Consider the following 22724-nt stretch of genomic DNA (forward strand, 5'->3'; position numbering starts at 1 on the left):
AAAACCCGCCGTCAAGGCTTTCGGTAGTGCCTCACCAGTTTTGCTCCGACCGGCACGGCGAAGAGCATCATGAACACCCGAATGACCTGGGCCGCCACGACGAAGGTGACGTTGGCGCCGGTGGACGCGGCGACGGCCAGCACGGCGTACACCCCGCCGGGGGTGGTGGCCAGATAGCCCTCGTATCCGGTGAGATCGGTCGATGCAGCGAGCCACAGCCCGAGTACTGCGCAGCCTGCGGTGATGCCGATGATCAGCAGCAACGCGGTGGGCAGTATCCGCGAAATCGAGCGGAGGCTGTCCATCGTGAACCTCAGCCCGGCCTGCCATCCGATTCCGATGTACGCGGCCGCGAGCAGCAGCGGCGGCACCCCGGCGCCCATCGACACCCCGAGCAGGTCCAGGATCGTCGCCGCGATCAACGGCCCGAGCAATCCCGGCGCGGGCAGTCGGACCAACCGGGCCACGGTGATTCCGACTCCCGCGCAGACGGCGACGAACAGAAGATCCATGTACCAGGGCGCACCATCCGCCTCGACCACGACCGGCTCGGATCCGTGCGCCGAGAACACGACGGTCGCGATCAGCGGCATCGTCGTCGTCACCAGTACCACCCGCAGGTACTGCACGACTGCGACGACGCGTTCGTCACCGCCGAGTTCCTGCGCGATCGCCACCAGTCCCGAGGCGCCTCCGGCGACGAGCGCCAACGCACCCGTCAGCGCATCGACATCTCGGCGAAGACCGAGCAGTGCACCCGCACCGATGGACAACGCGAGTGTCCCGACGCAGGCGAGTACGACGGGCAGCCAGTCGTCACCGAGAGTGGAGAGGGTGTCGCCCTGGACGAGTGTTCCGATCTCGACGCCGAGGACTGCCTGGGCTGCGACACCGAGCCGGCGAGGCATGCCCGCGCCGGGTGCCCACCCGGCCAGAGCGAAGACGACTCCGACGAACAATGCGACGAACAAGCCGGCCGACGGAATCCCCAGCCGTGATGCTCCGAGAGTCAGTACGACCGTCGTCAGTGCAAGAGGAAGCCAGCGCGTCAAGAAGGCGAGCCGGGACGCTCGATCGAGCGCACCTGCGGCGGAAGACCCCACTCGGCCCGGCCGAGCCTGCTCAGTGGCGCGATCGCCTCGAACGAGGGCAGACCGTCCTCGGCGAGGAACTCGGGCCGTACCGCGACGGCGACGACGGTGCCCATCACGACGAACGAGTTGCCCACCTCGACGATGCGGTGCAGCGTCGCCTCGATGGCGATCGGCGACTCGGCGACGCGGGGAGGTGCCACCTTCTCGCTCGGCTCGCTCGCGATGCCCAGTTCCTCGAGCTCGCTGACGCCGTGCTCGTACCCGGCCGAGGATGCGTTGACCTGGTCGATGAGCGTCGCGGTCGCGAGGTTGATCACGAACTCACCGGTGGCCTCGATGTTCTTCAGGCTGTCCTTGCGCCCGACGGACGTGAATTGCACTACAGCAGGGCTCGCCGAGGACACCGAGAAGAAGCTGTACGGCGCGAGATTGGCCACACCGGTGGCCGACACGGTGGACACCCATGCGATCGGGCGGGGCACCACCGACGCGGTGAGCAGGGGATAGAGGCCGCCCGGCGGCATCTCTGACGGATCGAAGACTGTGCGCACACTTCTATCGTGTCAAACCACACGTGAACAGGCCGACTAGGGCGCCGGGCGCCGAATCTGACAATCTGAAGGAGTGAATCCGTCCAGTGCACAGGCCGCAGCCGTCGTCGACGAATTGGTTCGTGGTGGTGTACGCGACGTCGTGCTGTGCCCGGGCTCGCGGAACGCGCCGCTCGCGTTCGCGCTGCAGGAAGCCGATGCCGCCGGCCGGGTGCGCCTGCACATGCGCATCGACGAGCGGACGGCAGGCTTTCTCGCCATCGGCCTGATCCTGGGCAGCGGCAGGCCGGTTCCCGTCGTCATGACCTCGGGCACCGCCGTCGCGAATCTGGGTCCCGCCGTGCTCGAGGCGAACTACGCCAGGAAGCCGTTGATCGTGCTCAGCGCGAACCGGCCGTACGAGATGCTCGGTACCGGGGCCAACCAGACCGTCGAACAGCTGGGTCTGTTCGGCAGCCAGGTACGCGGCACCGTCAGCCTCGGCTTGGCCGAGGACGACGCCCGTCAGAACAGCCAATGGCGCAGCGCGGTGTGCCGGGTGCTCGCGGCCGCGCGGGGCACCAGGTCGGGCAATGCCGGTCCCGTGCATTTCGACATCCCACTGCGTGAGCCGCTGGTTCCCGACCTGGGTGATCCGACACCCGCCCCGGCAGGTCGTCCCGACGGCGCCGCCTGGACGACGACGCAACAGGCAACCCTCGACGTTCCCGTCGACCTCGACCTGTCGGTGGACACGATCGTCGTCTCCGGCCACGGCGCGGCGCTGCGACCCGAATTGGCAGGCTTGCCGACGGTCGCCGAGCCGACGGCCCCGCTGCACGGTGTGCCGCTGCATCCGATGGCCCTATCGCAGCTCAAGCCCCGCCAGGTCGTCATCACCGGCAGGCCGACGCTGCATCGTCCGGTCTCGAATCTGTTGGCCGATCCGGCCGTCGATGTCATCGCCCTCACCACGGGCCCGCGTTGGCCCGATGTCTCGGGCAACGTGCTCGCCACCGGCACTCGCGCGATCGTCTCGGGGACACCGCGCGCCGCGTGGCTCGAGCGGTGTGCGGCGTTGTCCGCCAAGGCCGACGTCGCTGTCCGCGATCAGCTGGATGCACACCCGAAGCCGACGGGACTGCACGTCGCGGCTGCCGTCATGTCCGCACTGCGCGACGGCGACCAGTTGCTGCTCGGGGCCTCGAACCCGGTCCGCGACGCGGCGCTGGTCAGCTACCCGGCGCCCGGCGTCAGCGTGCTGTCCAACCGCGGAGTCGCAGGCATCGACGGGACCGTGTCGACGGCGGTCGGCGCGGCCCTCGTCCACGAGGGGCGCACCATCGCGTTGCTGGGCGACCTGACGTTCCTGCACGACGCGTCGGGCCTGCTCATCGGCACGGGAGAACCGCGGCCGCTCGACCTGACGATCGTCGTCGCCAACGACGACGGCGGCGGCATCTTCGAACTGCTCGAACAGGGAGATCCGCAGTACGCAGGTGCATTCGAGCGGGTCTTCGGTACACCGCACGGTATGGATCTCGCGGCACTGTGCGCGGCATATCGCATCGAGCACCACAGCGTCGACACCGCCGAACTCGCCGTGGCCCTCGGTCCTTCTGCAGGCTTTACTTCTGGTGGCATCCGCGTGCTGGAAGTGACGACCGAACGGTCCGGCCTACGCGAGCTGCATGCCGCGATCCGGGCCAGGCTCTAACCGGGGTCCTGCAGCTCGGCCCACTCGTTGGTCTCCTGCGTTTCCTGCTCGACCATGTTCTTGATCATGTCGTTGATGAGCGCTTCGATCTTGCCGCCGATCAACGGGATCTTGACGGTCGAACTACCCGTGACCGTCAACACCGAGCCGGTGCCTTCCGGCCGAAGCGCCAACTTCCCCGTCACCGATGCCGGGATGGCCGTCGTTCCCCCCGCGAGCGTCCCGTCGGCGTGGTCGCCGTCGAGCGGACCCCAGGCGTCGGTGCGGCTGATCAGCAACTTGCCCTTGACGACCTTCTTCACGAAACCCGGCAACTCCGACGTACCGACCTCGTCGGTGATGTCGACGGTGAGGCCGCCGTGCTCGTGCCTGGTCAGGGTGTAACCGTCGGACTTCTGTGCCTTGGCGAACCGGGCGAGCCACTGCTCCTCGCTGTTCAATGCCTCGTACACCTCTGCGGGAGCGTGCTCGGAAAGGATCGTGAACTCGAAGTCGCGAGACATAGCAGCAGACGCTACCGGAGCAGAACGGTCGCGGCGCCCCGCAGTAACGTCTAGCTACGTGGCAACCGAAGACAGCGGCGTCGGACCGTCCAGGGCATGGCGTCGAGCACGGATCTCCGTCCTCGTGGTTGCCACCGCGATCTCGGTGCTCGCGTTTCTTCTCGTCGTCGCGGCCTGGCAGAACGACCGAACCATCACCTCCGACGAAGGTACCGCGACGGCCGAGGTGCTCTCGGCCGGCCGACTCCGCTCTGCGGTCAGCTTCGTCACCCCCGACGGCATCACTCACAACCCGCAACTGGGCGTGCTGTACCCGACCAACCTGATCGCCGGCCAGCGCATCGACGTCGAGTACGCCAAGTCCGACCCCGACCTCGTTCGGGTCTCGGGACGCAATGCCACCGTGGCGATCATTCCCGCTGCCTCGGTCGTCGTCGTGACCTGGATCGTCGCGGGTCCGGCGTGGTTCCTCATCCGGCGGCGCGAGCGGCAGCCGCAGACCGTCTGAACGGCGGCTACACGAGCACCGAGACGAAGGCTGCCTCGAGTGAGGCGGCGACCGATTCGGATTGCCCGAGATAGCCGTTCACCATTGCCCCGTCCCGCAGGATCATCAGTTGCCGCGAGACGGAATCGACGTCCGTTGCGCCTGCCTCCTCGGCGATGTCGGCGAAGTTCCCCAGCACCCACCCGCGATGCGAGTCCACTGTGCTCCGTACCGGGTCGACGGGGTCGGCGAACTCGGCGGCAGCGTTGATGAACGCGCAGCCACGAAACCCGGGACTGCAGCTCGCCTGCCCTATCCCGGCGGCGAGCGCTCCGAGGGATCCGGCCGGGTCGCCCTCGCGGCGAGTGCTGGTGATCCACTCGCGCTCCGCTGCGGCCTGCTGCTCGAGGTACGCCACGACGAGATCGCTCTTGGTGCGGAAGTGGCGGTAGAAGGTGACCTTCGTGATCCCGACCTGCTCGATGATGCGGTCGGCGCTCGTGGCGCGAATGCCGCGCGCGTAGAACTGCTCGCTCGCCGCGGCGAGAATGCGCCCGCGTGTGGTGGGGGCCGACGACGCGTGGGTGACGGTGTCGGTGGTGTCGGCGTGCATCTTCTTGCTCCGGTTCGGGTTCGGCGGGTTGCACCATCTCTGCTGGGAGTCTACGGTTCCTTCATGTAGACGTACTAGTAACTCTACATCTTGTGTTCGGCCTTCCCCGAGTGAAAGAGAGACATCATGACCACGCTGGAGACGACCTCGACGCCGACCGCCGAGACCGCACTGCGCACCTTGTACTTCGTCCGGTCCGCCTTCGCGATCGTGTGGGCGGCGGCGCTGCTGCTGACCGCGTCGACGGCCGGGCCCCTGCTGACGGTCGTGCTGGTCGTCTACCCGCTGTTCGACGCGGCCGCCGTGTTCTGGCAGCTGCGATCCCGCGGCGATGCGCGCGTTCCGGAACTGGTGAACATCGTCGTCAGCGTCGCCGTTGCCGTCGCGCTCGGATGGGCGTCGACGGTGTCGATGTCGGCCGCGCTCGTCGTCTGGGGACTGTGGGCGATCGGCGCGGGCATTCCTCAGCTGATCACCGCCGTCCGTCGCAGGAGCGCTGGGGGACAGGTCGCCCAGATGTTCAGCGGGGGAATCTCCGTAGTGGCCGGCGCGGCCTTCCTGGCTCAGGGGCTCGGCGGGGCCGACAGCATCACCGGTGTCGGCGGCTATGCCGTACTGGGTGCGGTCTTCTTCCTGATCTCCGCGTTCCGTCTTCGTACTCGCTGACGTTCGTATTCGTGTGAACTTCGCCCGCTCGTAACTCCGGCGCTGCCGAGTGGCCGGAGACGGTACTCACACTGAGGATCGTGCGAGTAGCCATCGTTGCGGAATCGTTCCTACCCAACATGAACGGCGTCACGAACTCGGTGCTTCGCGTTCTGGAGCACCTCGACAGAACAGGTCACGACGCCATCGTCGTGGCACCGGACAACCCGTCGGGCCCGCGTGCCGCGGTCGAGCACGGTCGGACTCCGATCCATCGGGTTCCCGCGGTCATGGTTCCGAAAGTCAGCTCACTTCCCGTCGGGGTGCCGGGACCCGGCCTGACGGCGACACTGCGCGGATTCGCCCCCGACGTCGTGCATCTGGCGTCGCCCTTTCTACTCGGCGCGGGCGGGCTTGCGGCTGCCAATCGCCTCGGCGTTCCGGCCGTCGCCGTGTATCAGACCGACGTCGCCGGTTTCGCCGAGAGCTACGGACTCGGGTTGACGTCGAAGGCGGCGTGGCGGTGGACCCGCCGAATTCACCGAGGTGCAGCGCGCACGCTCGCTCCGTCGAGTTCGGCGGTGGAGGCGTTGGAGCTGCACGGAATTCCTCGCGTCCACCGATGGGCGCGCGGCGTCGACGCCACCAGGTTCGCTCCGTCGTCGCGTCGGGAATCGCTGCGGGCGCAGTGGTCACCGGAAGGAAAGCTGATCGTCGGATTCGTCGGGCGGCTGGCACCGGAGAAGCACGTCGAGCGGCTGGCGGCGTTGTCGGACGACGTGCAGCTCGTCGTCGTCGGTGACGGGCCCGAGCGGCCCGCGCTGGCGAAGCTACTGCCGTCGGCGATCTTCACCGGCCAGCTCGGCGGCGACGAACTCGCGCAGGCATACGCGAGCTTCGACGTCTTCGTGCATCCCGGTGAGCACGAGACGTTCTGCCAGGCAGTGCAGGAAGCGCTCGCCAGTGGCATCCCGGTCGTCGGGCCGGACGCGGGTGGTCCACGTGATCTGATCTCGCATTGCCGCAACGGATATCTGCTACCGGTCGATCGGTTCGCCGAACTGCTGCCCAGTGCTGTATCAGCGTTGGCGTCGCCCTCGATGCGCGCGCGGTTCGGCGAGGCGGCGCGACGCTCGGTTCTGCATCGCACGTGGCCCGCCATCTGCGACGAACTGCTCGGGCACTACCGCGACGTAGCCGGCCTGGAACAGCCACGAACGCTCCGAACTGCGTGACGGCTAAGCTCGAGGCCGTGCCAACAAGTTCGCGTGCAACGCTGGAAAAGGACCCACACGAGGTCGCCTCGATGTTCGACGGCGTCGCCCGCCGCTACGACATCACCAACACGGTCCTGTCCTTCGGTCAGGACCGGAGCTGGCGGAAACTGACGCGGGCCGCGCTCAACCTGAAAGCAGGGGAGAAGGTCCTCGACCTCGCCGCAGGCACCGGTGTGTCGACCGTCGAACTGACCCGAAGCGGCGCGTGGTGCGTGGCCACCGATTTCTCCAAGGGCATGCTGCACGCGGGTGCGGGACGTCCGGTTCCGATGGTCGCGGGTGATGCGATGGCGCTGCCGTACGCCGACGCGAGCTTCGACGCTGCCACCATCTCCTTCGGGCTGCGCAACGTCTCCGACTTCCAAGCGGGGCTGCGCGAGATCGCCCGCGTCACCAAGCCCGGCGGACGGCTGGTCGTCTGCGAGTTCTCGACTCCCGTGTTCGCGCCGTTCCGCACGGTGTACATGGAGTACCTGATGAAGGCGCTTCCGGCCGTCGCGCGTGCGGTGTCGAGCAATCCCGACGCGTACGTCTATCTCGCCGAATCCATCCGCGCATGGCCGACGCAGGAGGAACTGGCGACGACGATCGCCGACAGCGGATGGTCGAATGTCAAGTGGCGCAACCTCACCGGGGGAGTTGTCGCGCTGCACCGCGCGGTGCGCTGACCAGTCGTATCATGTGAACGGCTGGCGCGAATCGACCTTCAGCGACGCACTTCCCGACGCACGCCAGGCCCGCGCGACCACATCGGAATCGGCCTCGGTGACGAGGTTGCCCATCACCCGCACCGCCACGGTCATCAAGGCCCGCGATCGCATCCCGATCGGGCCCGTGGCGGGCAGGAACCGAGGGACCGTCAGTAGTGCGGCGAGGCGTCGGGCTATGGAGAATGCCTGTCCGTAGTGGCTGCGCAGGAGTGCGGGCCACGCGTGGGTCAGATCCTTCGTACCGATGAGGTCGGCGATCATGCGGCCACCTTCGAGGCCGTAGTCGATGCCCTCGCCGTTGAGTGGATTGACGCAGGCCGCCGCGTCGCCGATGATCGCCCAGTTCTCGCCCGCGACACCCGACACCGCCCCGCCCATGGGTAGCAGCGCCGACGCGACCGCTCGGAGATCGCCGTCGAGCTTCCAGTCCCGACGGCGTTGTGCCGTATACAGATCCAGCAGCGGACGCAGTGCGCCGGGACCGGGACGCTTTGCCGTCGCGAGCGTACCGACGCCGATGTTCACCTCGCCCGTGCCGAGCGGAAAGATCCAACCGTAACCGGGCTGCAGCGTCCCGTCGCCGTCGCGTAGTTCCAGGTGCGAGGAGATCCAGGGATCATCGCTGCGCTGAGAGGAGATGTACGCCCGTGCGGCCACGCCGAACGTGGTGTCCCGGTGCCACTCACGCCCGAGCTTCTTGCCGAGGGAAGATCGGACACCGTCGGCGACGATCAGTGTGCCGCAGCTGATGTGGTGCGTTCCCTCGGGTCCGGCGAACGTGACCGATCGGACCCGATTGTCGACGCGTTCGACGTCGACCGCCTTGAATCCTTCGAGCATTCTCGCGCCGGAATCGACTGCCACGCTGCGTATTCGGTCGTCGAGCTCGGTCCGCGGCACCGCGCTACCGACGGTCGGCAGCGATCCGCCCGGCCACTCGAGCTGCAACTCCTGGCCGAATCCCGACAGCCTCAGGCCACGGTTCTCGGCACGGCCACGTACCCACTCGCCGAGGCCGAGACGATCGAGCTCCGCGATCGCCCGCGGAGTCAGGCCGTCACCGCACGTCTTGTCCCGCGGGAACACCGCAGCATCGGCGAGCACGACGTCGTGGCCCGCTCGCGCCGCCCACGCCGCCGCCGCCGACCCGGCAGGCCCGGCTCCGATGACCAGAACTTCGGCATGGACCGGGATTGGGGGAGTCACCGGTCCAGTATCGCAGTGCGCGCCGTCGGCTTCGCATCCTCGGGCCATCGCATCCTCGGGGCGTGGGCTGCGGCACCTTCCGTCGCTGTCGCCCACTAGGTTCACTACGGTAGAACCGGGGATGCAGGACGCCGACAGCAGCCGCCGCAGAGTAGCCGTTCAGGACGAAGAGGACAGGATCAACAATCGTGAGCAGCACAGATGACGTAGGAGTGGAGCCTGCGGAACGACCCGGTTTGGGGCGAGTGGAGCCTGCGGAGCGACCCGGTTCAGGGCGAGTGGAGCCTGCGGAACGACCCGGTTTGGGGCGAGTGGAGCCTGCGGAACGTGAGCGACCTGGTTCGACGGTTGTTGCAGGGGTGGATCTGGTGGATCCGGAGCTCGCACGAACCGTGGCCGCTGGACTGACCAGCGTCGAGGACCTGATGATCGCCGAACTGTCCGACGGCGAGGACTTCCTCACCGAGGCTGCGCTGCATCTCGCGAAGGCAGGCGGCAAACGCTTCCGACCTCTGTTCACCGTCCTGACCGCTCAGCTGGGCCCGAAACCCACCGACGAATCGGTCGTGACCGCTGCCACCGTCGTCGAGCTCGTCCACCTCGCGACGCTCTATCACGACGACGTCATGGACGAAGCCGACATGCGTCGCGGCGCCCAGAGCGCCAACTCCAGATGGGGTAACAGCGTCGCCATCCTGGCAGGCGACTACCTCTTCGCCCACGCCTCACGGCTGGTGTCCACACTCGGACCCGAGGCTGTCCGCATCATCGCCGACACCTTCGCCGAACTCGTCACCGGACAGATGCGCGAAACGATCGGCGTCAAGAAGGACGAAGACCCCGTAGCCCACTACCTGCGCGTCGTATGGGAGAAAACCGGGTCGCTGATCGCCGCCTGTGGCCGATTCGGTGGCACGTTCTCCGGCGGCGACGACATCCACATCGCGGCGCTCGAACGACTCGGCGACGCCGTGGGCACCGCCTTCCAGATCTCCGACGACATCATCGACATCTCCTCGGTATCGGAACAGTCGGGCAAGACTCCGGGAACCGACCTCCGCGAAGGCGTCCACACCCTTCCCGTCCTGTACGCACTGCGCGAGGACACCGACGACGGCATCAGGCTGCGCGAACTCCTCGACGGGCCCGTCACCGACGACGACGCCGTCACCGAAGCCCTCGAGCTCCTCGGACGCTCACCCGGAATGGCCAAGGCCAAGGCGACACTCGGCGAGTTCGCGGACAAAGCTCACGCCGAACTCGCGAAACTTCCGCAGGGCCCAGCCAACGAAGCCCTCGGGCGGCTCGTCGACTACACCGTCGAACGCGTCGGCTGACACACTCCGCAGGCTCGGCTCCTGCATACCGGGTCACTTCGCAGGCTCCGCTCCTGCACTGTGGGTCACTCCGCAGGCTCCGCTCCTGCACTTCGGGTCACTCCGCAGGCTCCGCTCCTGCACTGTGGGTCACTCCTGGCGGGAACCAGAGCGGGTGCCACAGGCGTTCTTCCCTGTAGTGGACAACGCTTGGAAGGAAGTGGCGACCAGTGAGCTACGCGAACGGGGCAAAGACATTCGGGCTGCTCGTGGGTATGTCGGCGCTGATCGTATTCATCGGCGCACTGTTCAAGAGTCCGGTCATTCTGGCCGGCTCGATCGTTCTTGCCGTCGGCGTCAACGGATACGCCTACTTCAACAGTGCCAAGATGGCGCTGCGGTCGATGCGAGCTCAGCCGGTGACCGAGGTCGAGGCTCCGATGATGTACAAGATCGTCCGCGAGCTGGCGACCACGGCCCATCAGCCGATGCCCGCCCTCTACATCAGCCCGACCAACAACCCGAACGCATTCGCCACCGGGCGCAATCCCCGAAATGCCGCAGTGTGCTGCACCAGCGGAATTCTGCAGATTCTGGACGAGCGTGAACTGCGCGCAGTTCTCGGACACGAGCTGTCGCACGTCTACAACCGCGACATCCTGATCTCGTCGGTCGCGGGCGCCATGGCAGCGGTCATCTCCGGCCTCGCCAACTTCGCGATGTTCGCATCGATGTTCGGCGGGCGCGGCAACGGCGGGGCCAACCCGTTCGCGTTGCTGCTGGTGTCTCTGCTCGGGCCGATCGCGGCGACCGTCGTCAAACTAGCGGTGTCGCGGTCACGGGAGTACCAGGCCGATCAGTCCGGTGCAGAGCTGACGGGCGACCCGTTGGCACTGGCATCGGCGCTGCGGAAACTCGAACGCGGCGTGCAAGCCGCCCCACTGCCTCCTGAGCCGCGTATCGCAGCGGAGTCCCACCTCATGATCGCCAGCCCGTTCCGGGCAGGGGAGAAGGTCGGCAGGCTCTTCTCGACGCACCCGCCGATGGCGGAGCGGATCGAGCGTCTGGAGCGTATGGCGAGGGGCGGCTAGCCCGATCAGCGTGTGTCGACGAACCGTAAGTCGACGAACTCAGCGGTAGTTGACGAACTGCAGCGCGATACCGAAGTCCTCGCCCTTGAGCAGCTGCTGCACTGCCTGTAGGTCGTCGCGCTTCTTGCTGCTGATGCGAAGTTCGTCACCCTGGATCTGTGCCTTGACGCCTTTGGGGCCGTCGTCGCGGATCTTCTTGGTGAGTTTCTTCGCGTTCTCGGTGGTGATGCCCTGAACGAGCTTGCCGGTCACCTTGTAGACCTTGCCCGACGCGGCCGGATCGTTCGCCTCGAACGCCTTCAGCGACACGTCACGACGGATCAGCTTCTCCTTGAACACATCGAGGGCGGCCTTGACCTTCTCCTCGGTCTCGGAGGTGATCACGATCACCTCCGCTTCGCCGCTACCGGACCACTCGATGACGGTTCCCGAGCCGCGGAAGTCGAACCGGGTCGCCAGCTCCTTCGCTGCCTGGCCCACCGCGTTGTCCACCTCTTGACGGTCGACTTTGCTCACCACATCGAAGGACGAATCAGCCACTTGCAACTCCTGTGTCGAATCGAATTTGTAGAACTCTCGGTACCGACGTTAGCCCGTCCGCACCCCCGCTATCCACCCGGTTTGCGTTGGAGGGGCACGTTCGTTGTATTCTTCTCTCCGCGTCGAAGAGGTCGTGAGAAGTCTTCGGTTGCACCCGGCAGATTGCCCGAGCGGCCAATGGGAGCGGACTGTAAATCCGTCGGCTTATGCCTACGTAGGTTCGAATCCTACATCTGCCACCTGGAGACCCCAGCGAGTTGTTCTCGCTGGGGTTTCTATCTTCACGAGGAACCGCACGAAGTGCGCTGAGCATGCAATTTGGTACTCGGCGCCCGGACTGTGTAACCTCTTGAAGGCTTCGGCGCACAGGTAATTGTGCAAAGATGCCGCGCCCCCTTAGCTCAGTCGGTAGAGCGTTTCCATGGTAAGGAAAAGGTCAACGGTTCGATTCCGTTAGGGGGCTCGCTGGATTGGATGGTTCGCCCGGACATATCAGTCGACGAGGTCACTCGGAGATGAGAAGGTGTAGGGGTGAGCACCTGAGGCGGTGTAGCTCAGTTGGTAGAGCAAACGACTCATAATCGTTGCGTCGCCGGTTCAAGTCCGGTCACCGCTACACAAGAAAATGCACGAACATCACACTGCACGAACACAGCAGCATGCACAGTCCTGATTAACCGGATCAGATTTACCCGAAAGTAGGCGTCCAGTGGCCTCCTCCACCGATGTGCGGCCCAAGATCACCTTGGCCTGCGAGGTTTGCAAGCACCGTAACTACATCACCAAGAAGAACCGCCGCAACGATCCCGACCGCCTCGAGCTGAAGAAGTTCTGCTCGAACTGCGGAACGCATCGCGCGCACCGCGAATCTCGCTAGTCGCGGGCCGGCTGCCGGTCTTCGTCTGTAGGCGACGCCACGCGTTAGGCTTACTTCTTTCGCCCTAACAGCTATTGCGTCCTGGGTAGAAAAGGTTCGATTCTCGCGTGACCGAAATACTGCAAGATCCCGCTGCTCACGCTGCCACGATGGTCGGTCACCACTACAAGGTGGAACATCCGTACGAGGTAGGCCGAGAGAAGGTCCGCGAGTACGCGCGGGCCGTCCAGGACTGGCATCCGGCTCACCACGACGAGGACGCCGCCAAGAGCTTCGGCTACGACGGCCTCATCGCTCCTCTGACGTTCATTTCGTTGGTCGGAATCATCGCCCAGTCGCGCATGTTCACCGAGTTCATCACGGGTTACGACCCGAGTCAGATCCTCCAGACGGATCAGCGCCTCGAGTTCCACAAGCCGATCCACGTCGGCGACGAACTGATGTGCGAGGTATTCCTGGAGTCGTTTCGGCAGATGAGCGGCAGCGATATCATCACGACGAAGAACATCGTGACCGATCAGAACGGTGAGCTGGTTCAGACCACGTGGACTACCTTGGTCGCTCGGACCGGCGGAGAAGTCGACGAGAACATCGCCCACGCAGTCAAGGAAGTGATCATGCATGGCGCTTCGTAATTTCGCGGACGTGACCGTCGGCGAGGAACTGCCCGAGCGCATCGTCAAGCTCACTCGCGGCGACCTGGTCAACTATGCAGGCGTGTCCGGCGATCCCAATCCGATCCACTGGAGCGACGAAGTCGTCAAGCTCGCGGGTCTGGACAACGTCATCGCACACGGCATGCTCACGATGGGCCTCGGCGCGGGCTTCGTCACCTCGTGGCTCGGCGACCCCGGTGCGGTCACCGAGTACAACGTTCGGTTCACCAGCTCCGTCTACGTGCCCGCAGATTCTGCCGCGTCGGTCGAGTACACGGGCAAGGTCAAGTCGATCGACCCGGATTCGAAGTCGGCTGTCATCGCCATCACCGCACGATCCGAGGGCAAGAAGATCTTCGGTCGCGCCACGGCAACCGTCCGCCTGGCCTGATCGATCGGTGGAACCTGCTGCCGACGGGCAGGGATTTCAGGGTTCCACAACCTGTGCAGTACACTGAGATTTCTGGGGTTGTTCAGCGCTGCGCGCTGCCTAGGCTCTTCTCGGAGAGTCCATCGGGTAGCGCGTATGTTGTGTGATTCCAGAACGGCCCGATTCGATTCGGATGGGGCCGAAGGGGCGTAGCTCAATTGGTAGAGCAACGGTCTCCAAAACCGTAGGTTGCAGGTTCAAGTCCTGTCGCCCCTGCCCATGTTGCAGATACCTCGCCGACGGCGAGGTGGCAATGATTTCGGCTACTGAGAGGAACGACGGTGAGCGAGGAGCGCGGTAAGCGCGACGAGACGTCCGAGGACTCGTCGACGCCCGAAAGTGCTTCGTCTCGCACCGACGACGCAACTGCTTCCGGGGACACCGAGAGCGCAGGCGCCTCCAGTGCCACCGCTCGTCCCACCGGTAAGCGGACGGCTCGCCGGTCCCGCGGAGCGTCGATCGAGAAGACTCCTGCTGCCGCCACCTCGACCAAGGTTGCTTCGCGCGCCGAGAAGTCGCGTGAGCCGAAGCGCATGAACATCTTCAAGCGACTACGCAAATTCTTTCGCGAGGTCATCGCCGAGCTGCGCAAGGTCATCTGGCCCAACCGCAAGCAGATGGTCACGTACACCAGCGTCGTACTCGTGTTCGTGGCTTTCATGGTTGCGTTCATCAGTGGTCTCGACCTTGGGTTCACTCAGGGTATCGAGTGGCTGTTCGGTTGAGCCGACCGTGATCGACGAACTCCCGACCCGCATGAAACGACAGAAAGGGTGCCTGCTGTGAGCACGCCGCACAACGACGCCACCGAAGTGGCCGCATTCGACGCCGATGTCGAGGCGACCAAACAGGGCCTCGAAGCGGAGCAGGCCGCTGTGGATCGCGAGACCGACGAGGCCATCGCGGCCGACGTCGCCGCGGCCCAGGGCGACGACGTAGCCGTCGACGACTCGGTCGACGTCGCTGCCGAACCCGAGGACCCGGTCGCCGAGCTCAAGGCTGCATTGCGACGCGCGCCAGGAGATTGGTACGTCATCCACTCGTACGCAGGTTACGAGAACAAGGTGAAGGCCAACCTCGAGACCCGCGTCCAGAACCTCGACGTCGGCGATTACATCTTCCAGGTCGAGGTTCCGACCGAAGAAGTGACCGAGATCAAGAACGGCCAGCGCAAGCAGGTCAACCGCAAGGTCCTGCCCGGTTACATCCTGGTACGCATGGAACTCAACGACGAGTCGTGGGGCGCAGTGCGCAACACGCCTGGTGTCACCGGATTCGTCGGCGCCACGTCGCGTCCGTCGCCGCTGACGATCAACGAGGTCGTCAAGTTCCTGATGCCACAGGACGGCGCCAAGAAGGACGCGAAGGCTGCAGGCGCAGGCGGAGACGCGTCGACGGATACCACGTCGAAGCCGACCATCGAGGTCGATTTCGAGGTCGGCGAGTCGGTCACCGTCATGGATGGCCCGTTCGCGACCCTCCCGGCCAGCATCAGCGAGGTCAACGCCGAGCAGCAGAAGCTCAAGGTGCTGGTGTCGATCTTCGGCCGCGAGACTCCGGTCGAACTGGGCTTCACGCAGGTCGCCAAGATTTAACCGGCGCAGCTCCCGCGAGCCCGCACAGAACTTGCAGTAGTAACCGCAAGAAACCCGAGCGAATACAAGGAAAACGAAATGCCCCCGAAGAAGAAGAAGCTAGCCGGGATCATCAAGCTTCAGATCCAGGCAGGACAGGCCAACCCTGCTCCTCCCGTCGGCCCCGCACTGGGCCAGCACGGCGTCAACATCATGGAGTTCTGCAAGGCGTACAACGCAGCGACCGAGTCGCAGCGCGGAAACGTCGTGCCGGTCGAGATCTCGGTCTACGAAGACCGCACGTTCGACTTCAAGCTGAAGACTCCTCCCGCCGCCAAGCTGCTCCTCAAGGCCGCAGGCGTTGCCAAGGGCTCCGGCGAGCCGCACAAGACCAAGGTCGCCAAGGTGACCTGGGACCAGGTGCGCGAGATCGCCAAGACCAAGGCAGAAGACCTCAACGCCAACGACGTCGACCAGGCCGCGAAGATCATCGCCGGTACTGCTCGCTCGATGGGCATCACGGTCGAAGGCTGACCCTCAGCATTCGCAGCACCCCGTGGGAGGGCCTGCCAGGCCCGTCAACCACACTGAACTCACGATTGGACAGCAAGATATGGCAAAGCGCAGCAAGGGCTACCTCGAACAGGCAGCCAAGATCGACGCGGACAACCTCTACTCGCCGCTCCAGGCGACGAAGTTGGCCAAGGAAACGTCATCGAGCAAGTTCGACGCAACCGTCGAGGTCGCCGTTCGTCTCGGCGTCGATCCTCGCAAGGCAGACCAGATGGTGCGCGGCACCGTCAACCTTCCCCACGGCACCGGCAAGACCGCTCGGGTCATCGTTTTCGCCGCTGGTGAGAAGGCTGCAGAAGCCGAAGCAGCAGGGGCCGACGTCGTCGGCGCCGAGGATCTGATCGAGCGCATCCAGGGCGGATTCCTGGACTTCGACGCAGCGATCGCCACACCGGACCAGATGGCCAAGGTCGGCCGCATCGCCCGCGTCCTCGGACCGCGTGGCCTGATGCCGAACCCGAAGACGGGCACCGTCACCAACGATGTGACCAAGGCCGTCAACGACATCAAGGGCGGAAAGATCAACTTCCGCGTCGACAAGCAGTCCAACCTGCACTTCGTCATCGGCAAGGCATCGTTCGACGAGACCAAGCTGGTGGAGAACTACGGCGCCGCTCTCGACGAGATCCTTCGTGCGAAGCCGTCGTCGGCCAAGGGCCGCTACGTCAAGAAGGTCACCGTCTCGACGACGACCGGACCTGGCATCCAGATCGACCCGAACCGCACCCGCAACCTCCTCGAGGACGAAGCAACCGCATAAGTTCACTCGATTCCGAAAAAGCCGGCCCCTGTTATCGGGGGTCGGCTTTTTCGTGCGCGCTCACCTCGCACCTCGCACCGGGGATTGGGGAAGGCGGCGGGCTGGCGTCACACCCGCCCGAAGTTCGACGACAATTCGCCGAGGATTTCGTCCCACAGCGGGCGCGGGAGGTCGTGGCCCATCCCGTCGATGAGGTGCAGTGTCGAACCACGTACCGCGCGTGCGACGGCTTTGCCGCCGGTCGGACGCATCAGGCGGTCTGCACGCCCGTGGATGACGACGGTCGGTGAAACGATCCGAGCAGCGATACGACGCAGGCTTCCCGAACCCGTCACGGCAGCCATCTGGCGGAGCGAACCGGCAGGGTTGTAGTTGCGGTCGTACATCTCGCCTGCCGTCACGAGCAGCTCTTCCAAGGGAGTCGGGTAGGCAGGGCTTCCGATGATTCGACGAGTGTTGGCCGAATGCGCGACGATCTGCTCGCGCGTCGCATCCGGGCCGGGCCCCTTCATGAGAGGAATGAGCGCTCGCGGGTCGGGAGGCGGCAGGAAGGCCTCGTTGGTGCTCGAGAAGATGATGGCTGTGCTCAGCACTCGCTCCGGGTACAGGCCCGCGAACACTTGCGCGATCATGCCGCCCATCGATGCGCCGACGACGTGGACCTGGGGGATCTCGAGGTAGTCGAGCAGCCCTTTGGTATCGAGGGCCATGTCCGCCAACGTGTACGGGACACGGCTCGGCGCGCCGAGTCCGGTCCTGAGCAGTCGCAGCAGTGCCGAGCCCTCGATGCGCTCCCCGTCCATCTTGGTGGACAGTCCGATGTCTCGGTTGTCGAAGCGGATGATGCGGAATCCCCGGTCGACTATCCGTTCGCAGAATTCCTTGGGCCACAGCGTCATCTGGGCGGACAGGCCCATGATCATGAGTACGACGGGGTCGTCGGGGTTGCCCATGTCCTCGTAGGCGAGTTCGATGTCGTTCGATGGCGCGAAGCCGGTGCGTGAGAGCATGTTCGCCTTTCTCTACCAGCCGGGTCGGCCGAGTAGCGGCACGACGAGGAAGCTCGGATCGTCCGCGTCGAGGACGACGTCCTGTGCCCGACCTCTGGTTCTCAGAAGATCGGGGAGTATCGGCATGAAACGTGGTGCGTCGGTGGCGAATATGTCGACGCGGAGGCGGTGGCCTGCCTCGATGACGGCCTCGGTGGTCAGTAGGTCGATGTCGAGTGTCAGCACCTCGCCGATCGGCACGGGCAGCAGCGTGTTCGCGCGCAGAGGGTGGTGTGGCCGGGTGTAGTCGCCGTTCGGGGCGAAGAGCGACAGTTCGTCGTCGACGGCCCGCCTCGATGTCAGCAACGCACCGTTGGTGAGAACCGTCGGTGTGCCTGCCGGATCGACGTCGCACACCATGACAGCCCACAGCGCTTCCGGTGCGTGGCAGACGACCGTGAGATGCAGATTCATCGGCCCCGAGACGACGGTGTCCGAGTGCGCTATCGATGTGGTGAACGTCAGCGCGCCTTTCTCGGCGAACCTGTTGTCGTAGGTGAAGCCGCCTCCGAGCGCGGCAGGCAGTCCGGCGAGAACCTGGGTCGTGTCGCGGGACACGACCGATCGCAGTGTCGGGCGTATGGAGAACTCGCCGCTCGACCGGTCGGCGATGCCGACCAGACTGCCATCGGACACAGCGTGCGGCGCGGTGCCGGACTTGGACGCCGACAGATACAGGCGCGTCGGTTCGGCGTGCGGAGCAGGGAACCGTCCGTGCGCGGTCCAGTCGCCGCCCTGCTGCCTGAGCGTGACGGGACCGTAGTTCTCGATACCGTTGTCCTCGTCGCGTAGCCACCGGTCGAACCATGCACGCTCCAGCACGTCGAGCCTCGGTGGAAAGCCCGGTTCGCCGAACCCGATTCCTGGGTTGCCGTGATATCCGTCGCCGACGAGAAGTTGTTTGTGTCCCCGTTCGAGGGGCAGGCGGTTGTAGATGTCGGGTGCAGATCCGCCGAAGATGTCGTGCCAGCAGCCGTAGAGAAACGTCGGAACGTCGATGTCCTCGATGACCGGGTCGATGGTGTCGTAGTACGGGTCGTCGTAGATCCTCGGGTCGCCGCCTGCGAGGAACCCCTTGGCGAGATCCACGAGGTTGGTGGCAGGGGAGCGGACGCGGTCGGACAGCCAGTCGAACGTGTCGAGATCCCGTAGTGACGGAATCCATTTGAGTCCGTTGACCGTGGCGAGCCACAGCGGAATGAACAACGACGGTGCACCACCGGTCGCGAAGATCTCACGGACGATGTCCACGGATCCTTCGACGGCGAAGACCGCCTCGAGTCCGACGGGCTTCTTCGACGCTGCCTGCAATGCGTTGATCGCGGAATACGAGATTCCGGCCATTCCGATTCGGCCGTTGCACCACGGTTGGGAGGCAGCCCAGTCGATCACTTCCACCGTGTCGAGCTGCTCGCGAACTCCCAGTACGTCCCACGTGCCGGTGGACGAGCCGGTTCCGCGGACGTCCGCGATGATCTGCACGTAGCCACTACGGACCAGCGGACGGTTGAGCGACAGCAGGTCGGGAGCTCCGCCTGCCACCACACGTGTCAGTTCGGTGATGCCGTCGAATCGGGTTCCGGTCAGATCGAACGAGCTGGAGAACTTCCGGACGAGTGGTCCGATCAGCGGGGTGTCCAGAATTGTGTCGACGGCTTTGACCAGCAGCTTGTTGTACGGCGTTATGTTCAGGACAGTAGGGAAGTCACCGGCCACCGCACGGCCCGACGCGTCGGCCGGGCGAAAGACGTACGCACGCAGAACGGTTCCGTCGCTCATCGGTATTCGTACGTCGGCCGACGTCGAGATGCGGGGGTAGAGGGGCTTCTCCTCGACGAGTGCTCGCCACCTCTGCGCAGCGGTTCCGCCGCTCGGATCCCTCTCGCGTCCGGAGCCGGGGGCCGGTCCGGGGCGGAGGAGGGGGCGTGGCTGCGCTGCCGTCATACATATGATTGAACAGTCAAGGTAGGCAGTCTGTCAGGCGACCGGCACACCGACACGCGATTGTTGTTCGAGCTGACAGCGGTTCGCGCAGCGGTTCGTGCGCAGTCACAGCAGTGGGTGTTCGCGTGCCGGGACAACGTCCGGTCGGAGGCGGGGCAGGCTCGTTTTGGATATCGACCGGGCTCTGAGGTAGCCTGGTCGACGGTTCCGAATCAGAGATTCGTCTTTGCTTCGATTCCGCCCAATCAAGTTCTACCCAAGACCGTTGGTCACCGCTTTCTCGAGGGCATGCTTCCGTTTCACGGAGGTCCTGACAGATGCGCGGTTGAAGGTCCGAGATGTCGGACGGCCCACGCAGGAGAACGCGGTAGGGACTCGTTGTACGGCGTTCTCGCCGTGTGCCTGTCTACGCCCCGTGTGCTTCGTGCGCCGGGGCGTTCGTTGTTTCACGGACCTCTCGCGATCGACACAACTTCCCACGAGAGGAGGCGAAGTATGGCAAAGCCCGAAAAGATCTCTGCAGTTTCGGAGATCACCGAACAGTTCAAAGGATCGACGGCAGCCGTCGTCACGGAATACCGCGGTCTGTCGGTTTCCGGTCTGACTCAGCTCCGACGTGCGCTCGGCGAAGGTGCCACGTACTCCGTCGCCAAGAACACCCTGGTCAAGCGCGCAGCTGCCGAGGCCGGTATCACCGGACTCGACGAGTTGTTCGTCGGCCCGACCGCCATTGCATTCATCAAGGGCGAGCCGGTCGACGCGGCGAAGGCCATCAAGGCTTTCGCCAAGGACAACAAGGCCTTGATCGTCAAGGGCGGCTACATGGACGGCGCAACGCTGTCCGTGGACGAGATCAACAAGATCGCCGACCTCGAGTCGCGCGAGATCCTGTTGGCAAAGCTCGCAGGCGCCATGAAGGGCAACTTGTCGAAGGCTGCAGGCCTGTTCAACGCTCCCGCATCGCAGTTCGCTCGTTTGGCGTTCGCCTTGCAGGAGAAGAAGGCAGCCGGCGCACCCGCGGTTGCCGACGCACCTGCAGAAGCAGAAGCACCGGCGGAAGCTCCCGCCGAAAGCTGATCCGCTACCGCAGCGAAACAGCTCAACCGAAACACCATGTCGCGGATCAGCGGCCCGGTACTTATAGGAAGGACCCGCCACCATGGCGAAGCTCAGCACCGAAGAATTGCTCGACCAGTTCAAGGAGCTCACCCTCCTCGAGCTCAGCGAGTTCGTGAAGGCATTCGAGGAGACCTTCGAGGTCACCGCAGCTGCTCCCGTCGCGGTTGCAGCAGCAGGCGCAGCCGGTGCTCCGGCTGAGGCTGCCGAAGAGCAGGACGAGTTCGACGTCGTCCTCGAGTCGGCCGGTGACAAGAAGATTCAGGTCATCAAGGTCGTTCGTGAGGTCGTTTCCGGCCTCGGCCTGAAGGAAGCCAAGGACCTCGTCGAGAGTGCTCCGAAGGCCATCCTGGAGAAGGTCGCCAAGGATGCAGCCGAGGCTGCCAAGGAGAAGCTCGAAGCAGCAGGCGCCAAGATCTCCGTCAAGTAATTCTTGTCGGGCCGATCACGGTCTGTTCGTCTCCACGTAGAAGGGTCATCTCCATCACGGAGGTGGCCCTTTTTCGTGCGCAATGGAGTCACCTCGTACGGGGTGACTCCATACTTCTTTTGCCTGCGTCACGAACTCCGGCGACCTATTCTGTATTCGGTCCCAGGTCCGTGGCGTCGGGTTCTGTCACAAATCGGGCGAGTTGCACGCGTGTTGCTGTGGTGTGAGTCACACTGAACGAAGGATCGAAGCCCGCCTCGGTTTTTTTATTACTGGGCAGTAAGCTCCAGTGTCGGTGAAGACACCGGTGTGCGATAGAGTGACCCAACCCACATCCGGGTCGATGTGAACGAACTGTGGAGGTCAGCGTGGGAGTCGAGGTTTCGGTCGAAGGTTTGACCAAGTCTTTCGGTGTCCAGAAGATTTGGCAGGACGTGACCTTGACGTTGCCATCCGGTGAAGTCAGCGCACTTCTCGGACCGTCGGGAACCGGTAAATCGGTGTTCCTGAAGTCGTTGATCGGGTTGCTCCGACCTGAGCACGGCAAGATCTTCATCGACGGCACCGACATCCTGCAGTGCTCCTCGCGCGAGCTGTACGAGATCCGCAAACTGTTCGGAGTGCTGTTCCAGGACGGTGCACTGTTCGGCTCGATGAATCTCTACGACAACGTGGCGTTCCCGCTCCGCGAACACACCAAGAAGTCCGAGTCCGACATCCGCAAGATCGTGATGGAGAAGCTCGAGCTCACCGGCCTGATCGGGGCCGAGGACAAGCTTCCCGGTGAAATCTCCGGCGGTATGCGCAAGCGCGCAGGACTGGCACGCGCGCTGGTGCTCGATCCGGAGATCATCCTCGTCGACGAGCCGGACTCCGGCCTCGATCCAGTTCGCACGACCTACATCTCGCAGACGCTGATCGACATCAACGCCGAGATCGATGCGACCATTCTGATCGTGTCCCACAACATCAACTTGGCACGTACAGTGCCGGACAACATCGGGATGCTCTTCCGCCGTCAGTTGGTCATGTTCGGTCCGCGCGAAGTGTTGTTGACCAGTGACGAGCCGGTGGTCAAGCAGTTCTTGAACGGCACGATGATCGGCCCGATCGGTATGTCGGAGGAAAAGGACGAGGCGCAGATGGCGCACGAGCAGGCGCTCGTCGACGCAGGACATCACGCCGGTGGCGTGGACGACGTGGAAGGAATTGTGCCGCAGATGAAGGCGACGCCGGGTACTCCCGTCCGACAGGCAGTCGGCCGTCGGCAGGAACGCGTGCGCCAGATCATGCACACTCTGCCCCACAGCGCGCAGGTCGCGATCCAGGAGAGCCTCGACTCGACCGACCCCGGCAATCGGCAGGTACCGGCCTACGCGGGCGGCCCCGATCACGAAGGGACGGGATACCAGCAGCAGCCGGGCCAGCAGCAGGGCTACAACCAGCAGGGCTACAACCAGCAGGGTTACGACCAGCAGGGTTACGACCAGCAGGGTTACGACCAGCAGGGTTACGACAACACGGGTTACGACGACACCGGATACAGCGATCAGGGCCACGGTCCTTCGCAGGGGCGGGGACAGTAA

25 protein-coding genes and 4 tRNA genes are annotated in these 22724 nt (G+C 64.7%); 21 read left to right on the forward strand and 8 right to left on the reverse strand.

All coding sequences use genetic code 11. The annotated features are described in order from the left end of the window. Window positions 1-11 precede the first annotated feature (11 nt). The gene (locus RY1_RS15275; RefSeq protein WP_245819680.1) at window positions 12-1103 is read right to left on the reverse strand and encodes an AbrB family transcriptional regulator; all 1092 of its coding nucleotides are present in this window, start codon (window positions 1101-1103) and stop codon (window positions 12-14) included. Continuing rightward, on the reverse strand, window positions 1049-1645 hold the full coding sequence (locus tag RY1_RS15280; RefSeq protein ID WP_072804502.1) for a flavin reductase family protein: 597 nt from the start codon (window positions 1643-1645) through the stop codon (window positions 1049-1051). Before RY1_RS15280 ends, RY1_RS15275 begins: the two co-directional genes overlap by 55 nt. A 73-nt stretch (window positions 1646-1718) precedes the next feature. Here RY1_RS15280 and menD point away from each other — a divergent pair, with 73 nt between their 5' ends. Beyond that, a complete protein-coding gene (menD, locus tag RY1_RS15285) occupies window positions 1719-3341 on the forward strand; it encodes a 2-succinyl-5-enolpyruvyl-6-hydroxy-3-cyclohexene-1-carboxylic-acid synthase (protein ID WP_072804504.1) in 1623 nt (540 codons plus the stop codon). Here the strand turns inward: menD and RY1_RS15290 are convergent. Next, window positions 3338-3844, reverse strand: coding sequence for a DUF2505 domain-containing protein (locus RY1_RS15290; RefSeq protein ID WP_072804506.1), 507 nt, complete (start codon window positions 3842-3844; stop codon window positions 3338-3340). The two genes, menD and RY1_RS15290, sit on opposite strands and share 4 nt — an antisense overlap. Before the next feature lie 58 nt (window positions 3845-3902). On the opposite strand from RY1_RS15290, the gene RY1_RS15295 reads away from it, so the two are divergent. After that, complete coding sequence (locus RY1_RS15295) at window positions 3903-4352, forward strand: DUF3592 domain-containing protein (protein ID WP_072804508.1); 450 nt, start codon at window positions 3903-3905, stop codon at window positions 4350-4352. A gap of 7 nt (window positions 4353-4359) precedes the next feature. Here RY1_RS15295 and RY1_RS15300 read toward each other — a convergent pair whose 3' ends face one another. Next, the gene (locus tag RY1_RS15300) at window positions 4360-4944 is read right to left on the reverse strand and encodes a TetR/AcrR family transcriptional regulator (protein ID WP_072804510.1); all 585 of its coding nucleotides are present in this window, start codon (window positions 4942-4944) and stop codon (window positions 4360-4362) included. Window positions 4945-5070: 126 nt separating this feature from the next. Between RY1_RS15300 and RY1_RS15305 the strand changes: the two genes are divergently transcribed. The 3 genes from RY1_RS15305 to RY1_RS15315 all read left to right on the forward strand — a co-directional run bounded on the left by RY1_RS15305 (window position 5071) and on the right by RY1_RS15315 (window position 7534). Next, window positions 5071-5610, forward strand: a complete 540-nt coding sequence (locus RY1_RS15305; RefSeq protein ID WP_072804512.1) for a hypothetical protein — start codon at window positions 5071-5073, stop codon at window positions 5608-5610. Between the two features lie 80 nt (window positions 5611-5690). Next, a complete protein-coding gene (locus RY1_RS15310; protein ID WP_174565385.1) occupies window positions 5691-6824 on the forward strand; it encodes a glycosyltransferase family 4 protein in 1134 nt (377 codons plus the stop codon). A gap of 17 nt (window positions 6825-6841) precedes the next feature. Next, a complete protein-coding gene (locus tag RY1_RS15315; protein WP_174565386.1) occupies window positions 6842-7534 on the forward strand; it encodes a demethylmenaquinone methyltransferase in 693 nt (230 codons plus the stop codon). A 9-nt stretch (window positions 7535-7543) separates the two neighbouring features. Here the strand turns inward: RY1_RS15315 and RY1_RS15320 are convergent, their stop codons facing one another. Further along, window positions 7544-8830, reverse strand: coding sequence for a geranylgeranyl reductase family protein (locus RY1_RS15320; RefSeq protein WP_072804518.1), 1287 nt, complete (start codon window positions 8828-8830; stop codon window positions 7544-7546). A 254-nt stretch (window positions 8831-9084) separates the two neighbouring features. On the opposite strand from RY1_RS15320, the gene RY1_RS15325 reads away from it, so the two are divergent. Both RY1_RS15325 and htpX read left to right on the forward strand, forming a co-directional pair. Continuing rightward, complete coding sequence (locus RY1_RS15325; RefSeq protein ID WP_281249980.1) at window positions 9085-10119, forward strand: polyprenyl synthetase family protein; 1035 nt, start codon at window positions 9085-9087, stop codon at window positions 10117-10119. 209 nt (window positions 10120-10328) lie between these two features. Continuing rightward, window positions 10329-11189 (forward strand): zinc metalloprotease HtpX, encoded by an 861-nt coding sequence (htpX, locus tag RY1_RS15330; protein WP_072804521.1) that lies wholly within the window; start codon window positions 10329-10331, stop codon window positions 11187-11189. 39 nt (window positions 11190-11228) lie between these two features. Here htpX and RY1_RS15335 read toward each other — a convergent pair whose 3' ends face one another. Then, entirely contained in the window at window positions 11229-11729 is a 501-nt protein-coding gene (locus RY1_RS15335; protein ID WP_072804523.1) for a YajQ family cyclic di-GMP-binding protein, read from the reverse strand. A gap of 156 nt (window positions 11730-11885) precedes the next feature. On the opposite strand from RY1_RS15335, the gene RY1_RS15340 reads away from it, so the two are divergent. From RY1_RS15340 to rplA, 11 genes are all read left to right on the forward strand, one after another. After that, a tRNA-Tyr gene (locus RY1_RS15340) sits at window positions 11886-11968 on the forward strand. A 151-nt stretch (window positions 11969-12119) separates the two neighbouring features. Then, window positions 12120-12192 (forward strand) — tRNA-Thr (locus RY1_RS15345). Window positions 12193-12272: 80 nt separating this feature from the next. Next, window positions 12273-12345 (forward strand) — tRNA-Met (locus tag RY1_RS15350). A 93-nt stretch (window positions 12346-12438) separates the two neighbouring features. After that, window positions 12439-12606, forward strand: coding sequence for a 50S ribosomal protein L33 (gene rpmG, locus RY1_RS15355; protein WP_019666436.1), 168 nt, complete (start codon window positions 12439-12441; stop codon window positions 12604-12606). Window positions 12607-12755: 149 nt separating this feature from the next. After that, window positions 12756-13241, forward strand: a complete 486-nt coding sequence (gene hadA, locus RY1_RS15360) for a (3R)-hydroxyacyl-ACP dehydratase subunit HadA (RefSeq protein WP_218019806.1) — start codon at window positions 12756-12758, stop codon at window positions 13239-13241. After that, the gene (gene hadB, locus RY1_RS15365) at window positions 13228-13653 is read left to right on the forward strand and encodes a (3R)-hydroxyacyl-ACP dehydratase subunit HadB (protein ID WP_072804526.1); all 426 of its coding nucleotides are present in this window, start codon (window positions 13228-13230) and stop codon (window positions 13651-13653) included. The genes hadA and hadB overlap by 14 nt, the downstream gene beginning before the upstream one ends. Before the next feature lie 182 nt (window positions 13654-13835). Continuing rightward, window positions 13836-13908, forward strand: a tRNA-Trp gene (locus RY1_RS15370). A 65-nt stretch (window positions 13909-13973) separates the two neighbouring features. Further along, entirely contained in the window at window positions 13974-14417 is a 444-nt protein-coding gene (gene secE, locus RY1_RS15375) for a preprotein translocase subunit SecE (protein WP_072804528.1), read from the forward strand. Window positions 14418-14474: 57 nt separating this feature from the next. Beyond that, the gene (gene nusG, locus RY1_RS15380; protein ID WP_072804610.1) at window positions 14475-15287 is read left to right on the forward strand and encodes a transcription termination/antitermination protein NusG; all 813 of its coding nucleotides are present in this window, start codon (window positions 14475-14477) and stop codon (window positions 15285-15287) included. Window positions 15288-15365: 78 nt separating this feature from the next. Beyond that, window positions 15366-15800: a 50S ribosomal protein L11 gene (rplK, locus tag RY1_RS15385; protein WP_072804530.1), complete on the forward strand. Its 435-nt coding sequence runs from the start codon at window positions 15366-15368 to the stop codon at window positions 15798-15800. 79 nt (window positions 15801-15879) lie between these two features. Next, a complete protein-coding gene (gene rplA, locus RY1_RS15390) occupies window positions 15880-16599 on the forward strand; it encodes a 50S ribosomal protein L1 (RefSeq protein WP_072804532.1) in 720 nt (239 codons plus the stop codon). 107 nt (window positions 16600-16706) lie between these two features. On the opposite strand, the gene RY1_RS15395 is transcribed toward rplA, so the two are convergent. Both RY1_RS15395 and RY1_RS15400 read right to left on the reverse strand, forming a co-directional pair. Next, window positions 16707-17609: an alpha/beta fold hydrolase gene (locus RY1_RS15395; RefSeq protein WP_072804533.1), complete on the reverse strand. Its 903-nt coding sequence runs from the start codon at window positions 17607-17609 to the stop codon at window positions 16707-16709. A 12-nt stretch (window positions 17610-17621) separates the two neighbouring features. Continuing rightward, window positions 17622-19592: a CocE/NonD family hydrolase gene (locus RY1_RS15400; protein ID WP_072804534.1), complete on the reverse strand. Its 1971-nt coding sequence runs from the start codon at window positions 19590-19592 to the stop codon at window positions 17622-17624. 495 nt (window positions 19593-20087) lie between these two features. On the opposite strand from RY1_RS15400, the gene rplJ reads away from it, so the two are divergent. The 3 genes from rplJ to RY1_RS15415 all read left to right on the forward strand — a co-directional run bounded on the left by rplJ (window position 20088) and on the right by RY1_RS15415 (window position 22724). Beyond that, on the forward strand, window positions 20088-20669 hold the full coding sequence (rplJ, locus tag RY1_RS15405; RefSeq protein ID WP_072804535.1) for a 50S ribosomal protein L10: 582 nt from the start codon (window positions 20088-20090) through the stop codon (window positions 20667-20669). 82 nt (window positions 20670-20751) lie between these two features. Next, window positions 20752-21138 carry a 50S ribosomal protein L7/L12 gene (gene rplL, locus RY1_RS15410; protein ID WP_032380460.1) on the forward strand — a complete coding sequence of 129 codons (387 nt, stop codon included), beginning with the start codon at window positions 20752-20754 and terminating at the stop codon, window positions 21136-21138. Between the two features lie 368 nt (window positions 21139-21506). Then, window positions 21507-22724 carry an ABC transporter ATP-binding protein gene (locus RY1_RS15415; RefSeq protein ID WP_174565387.1) on the forward strand — a complete coding sequence of 406 codons (1218 nt, stop codon included), beginning with the start codon at window positions 21507-21509 and terminating at the stop codon, window positions 22722-22724.

This window comes from Rhodococcus yunnanensis NBRC 103083 (genome assembly GCF_001895005.1).
GTDB classification, from domain to species: Bacteria; Actinomycetota; Actinomycetes; order Mycobacteriales; family Mycobacteriaceae; genus Rhodococcoides; species Rhodococcoides yunnanense.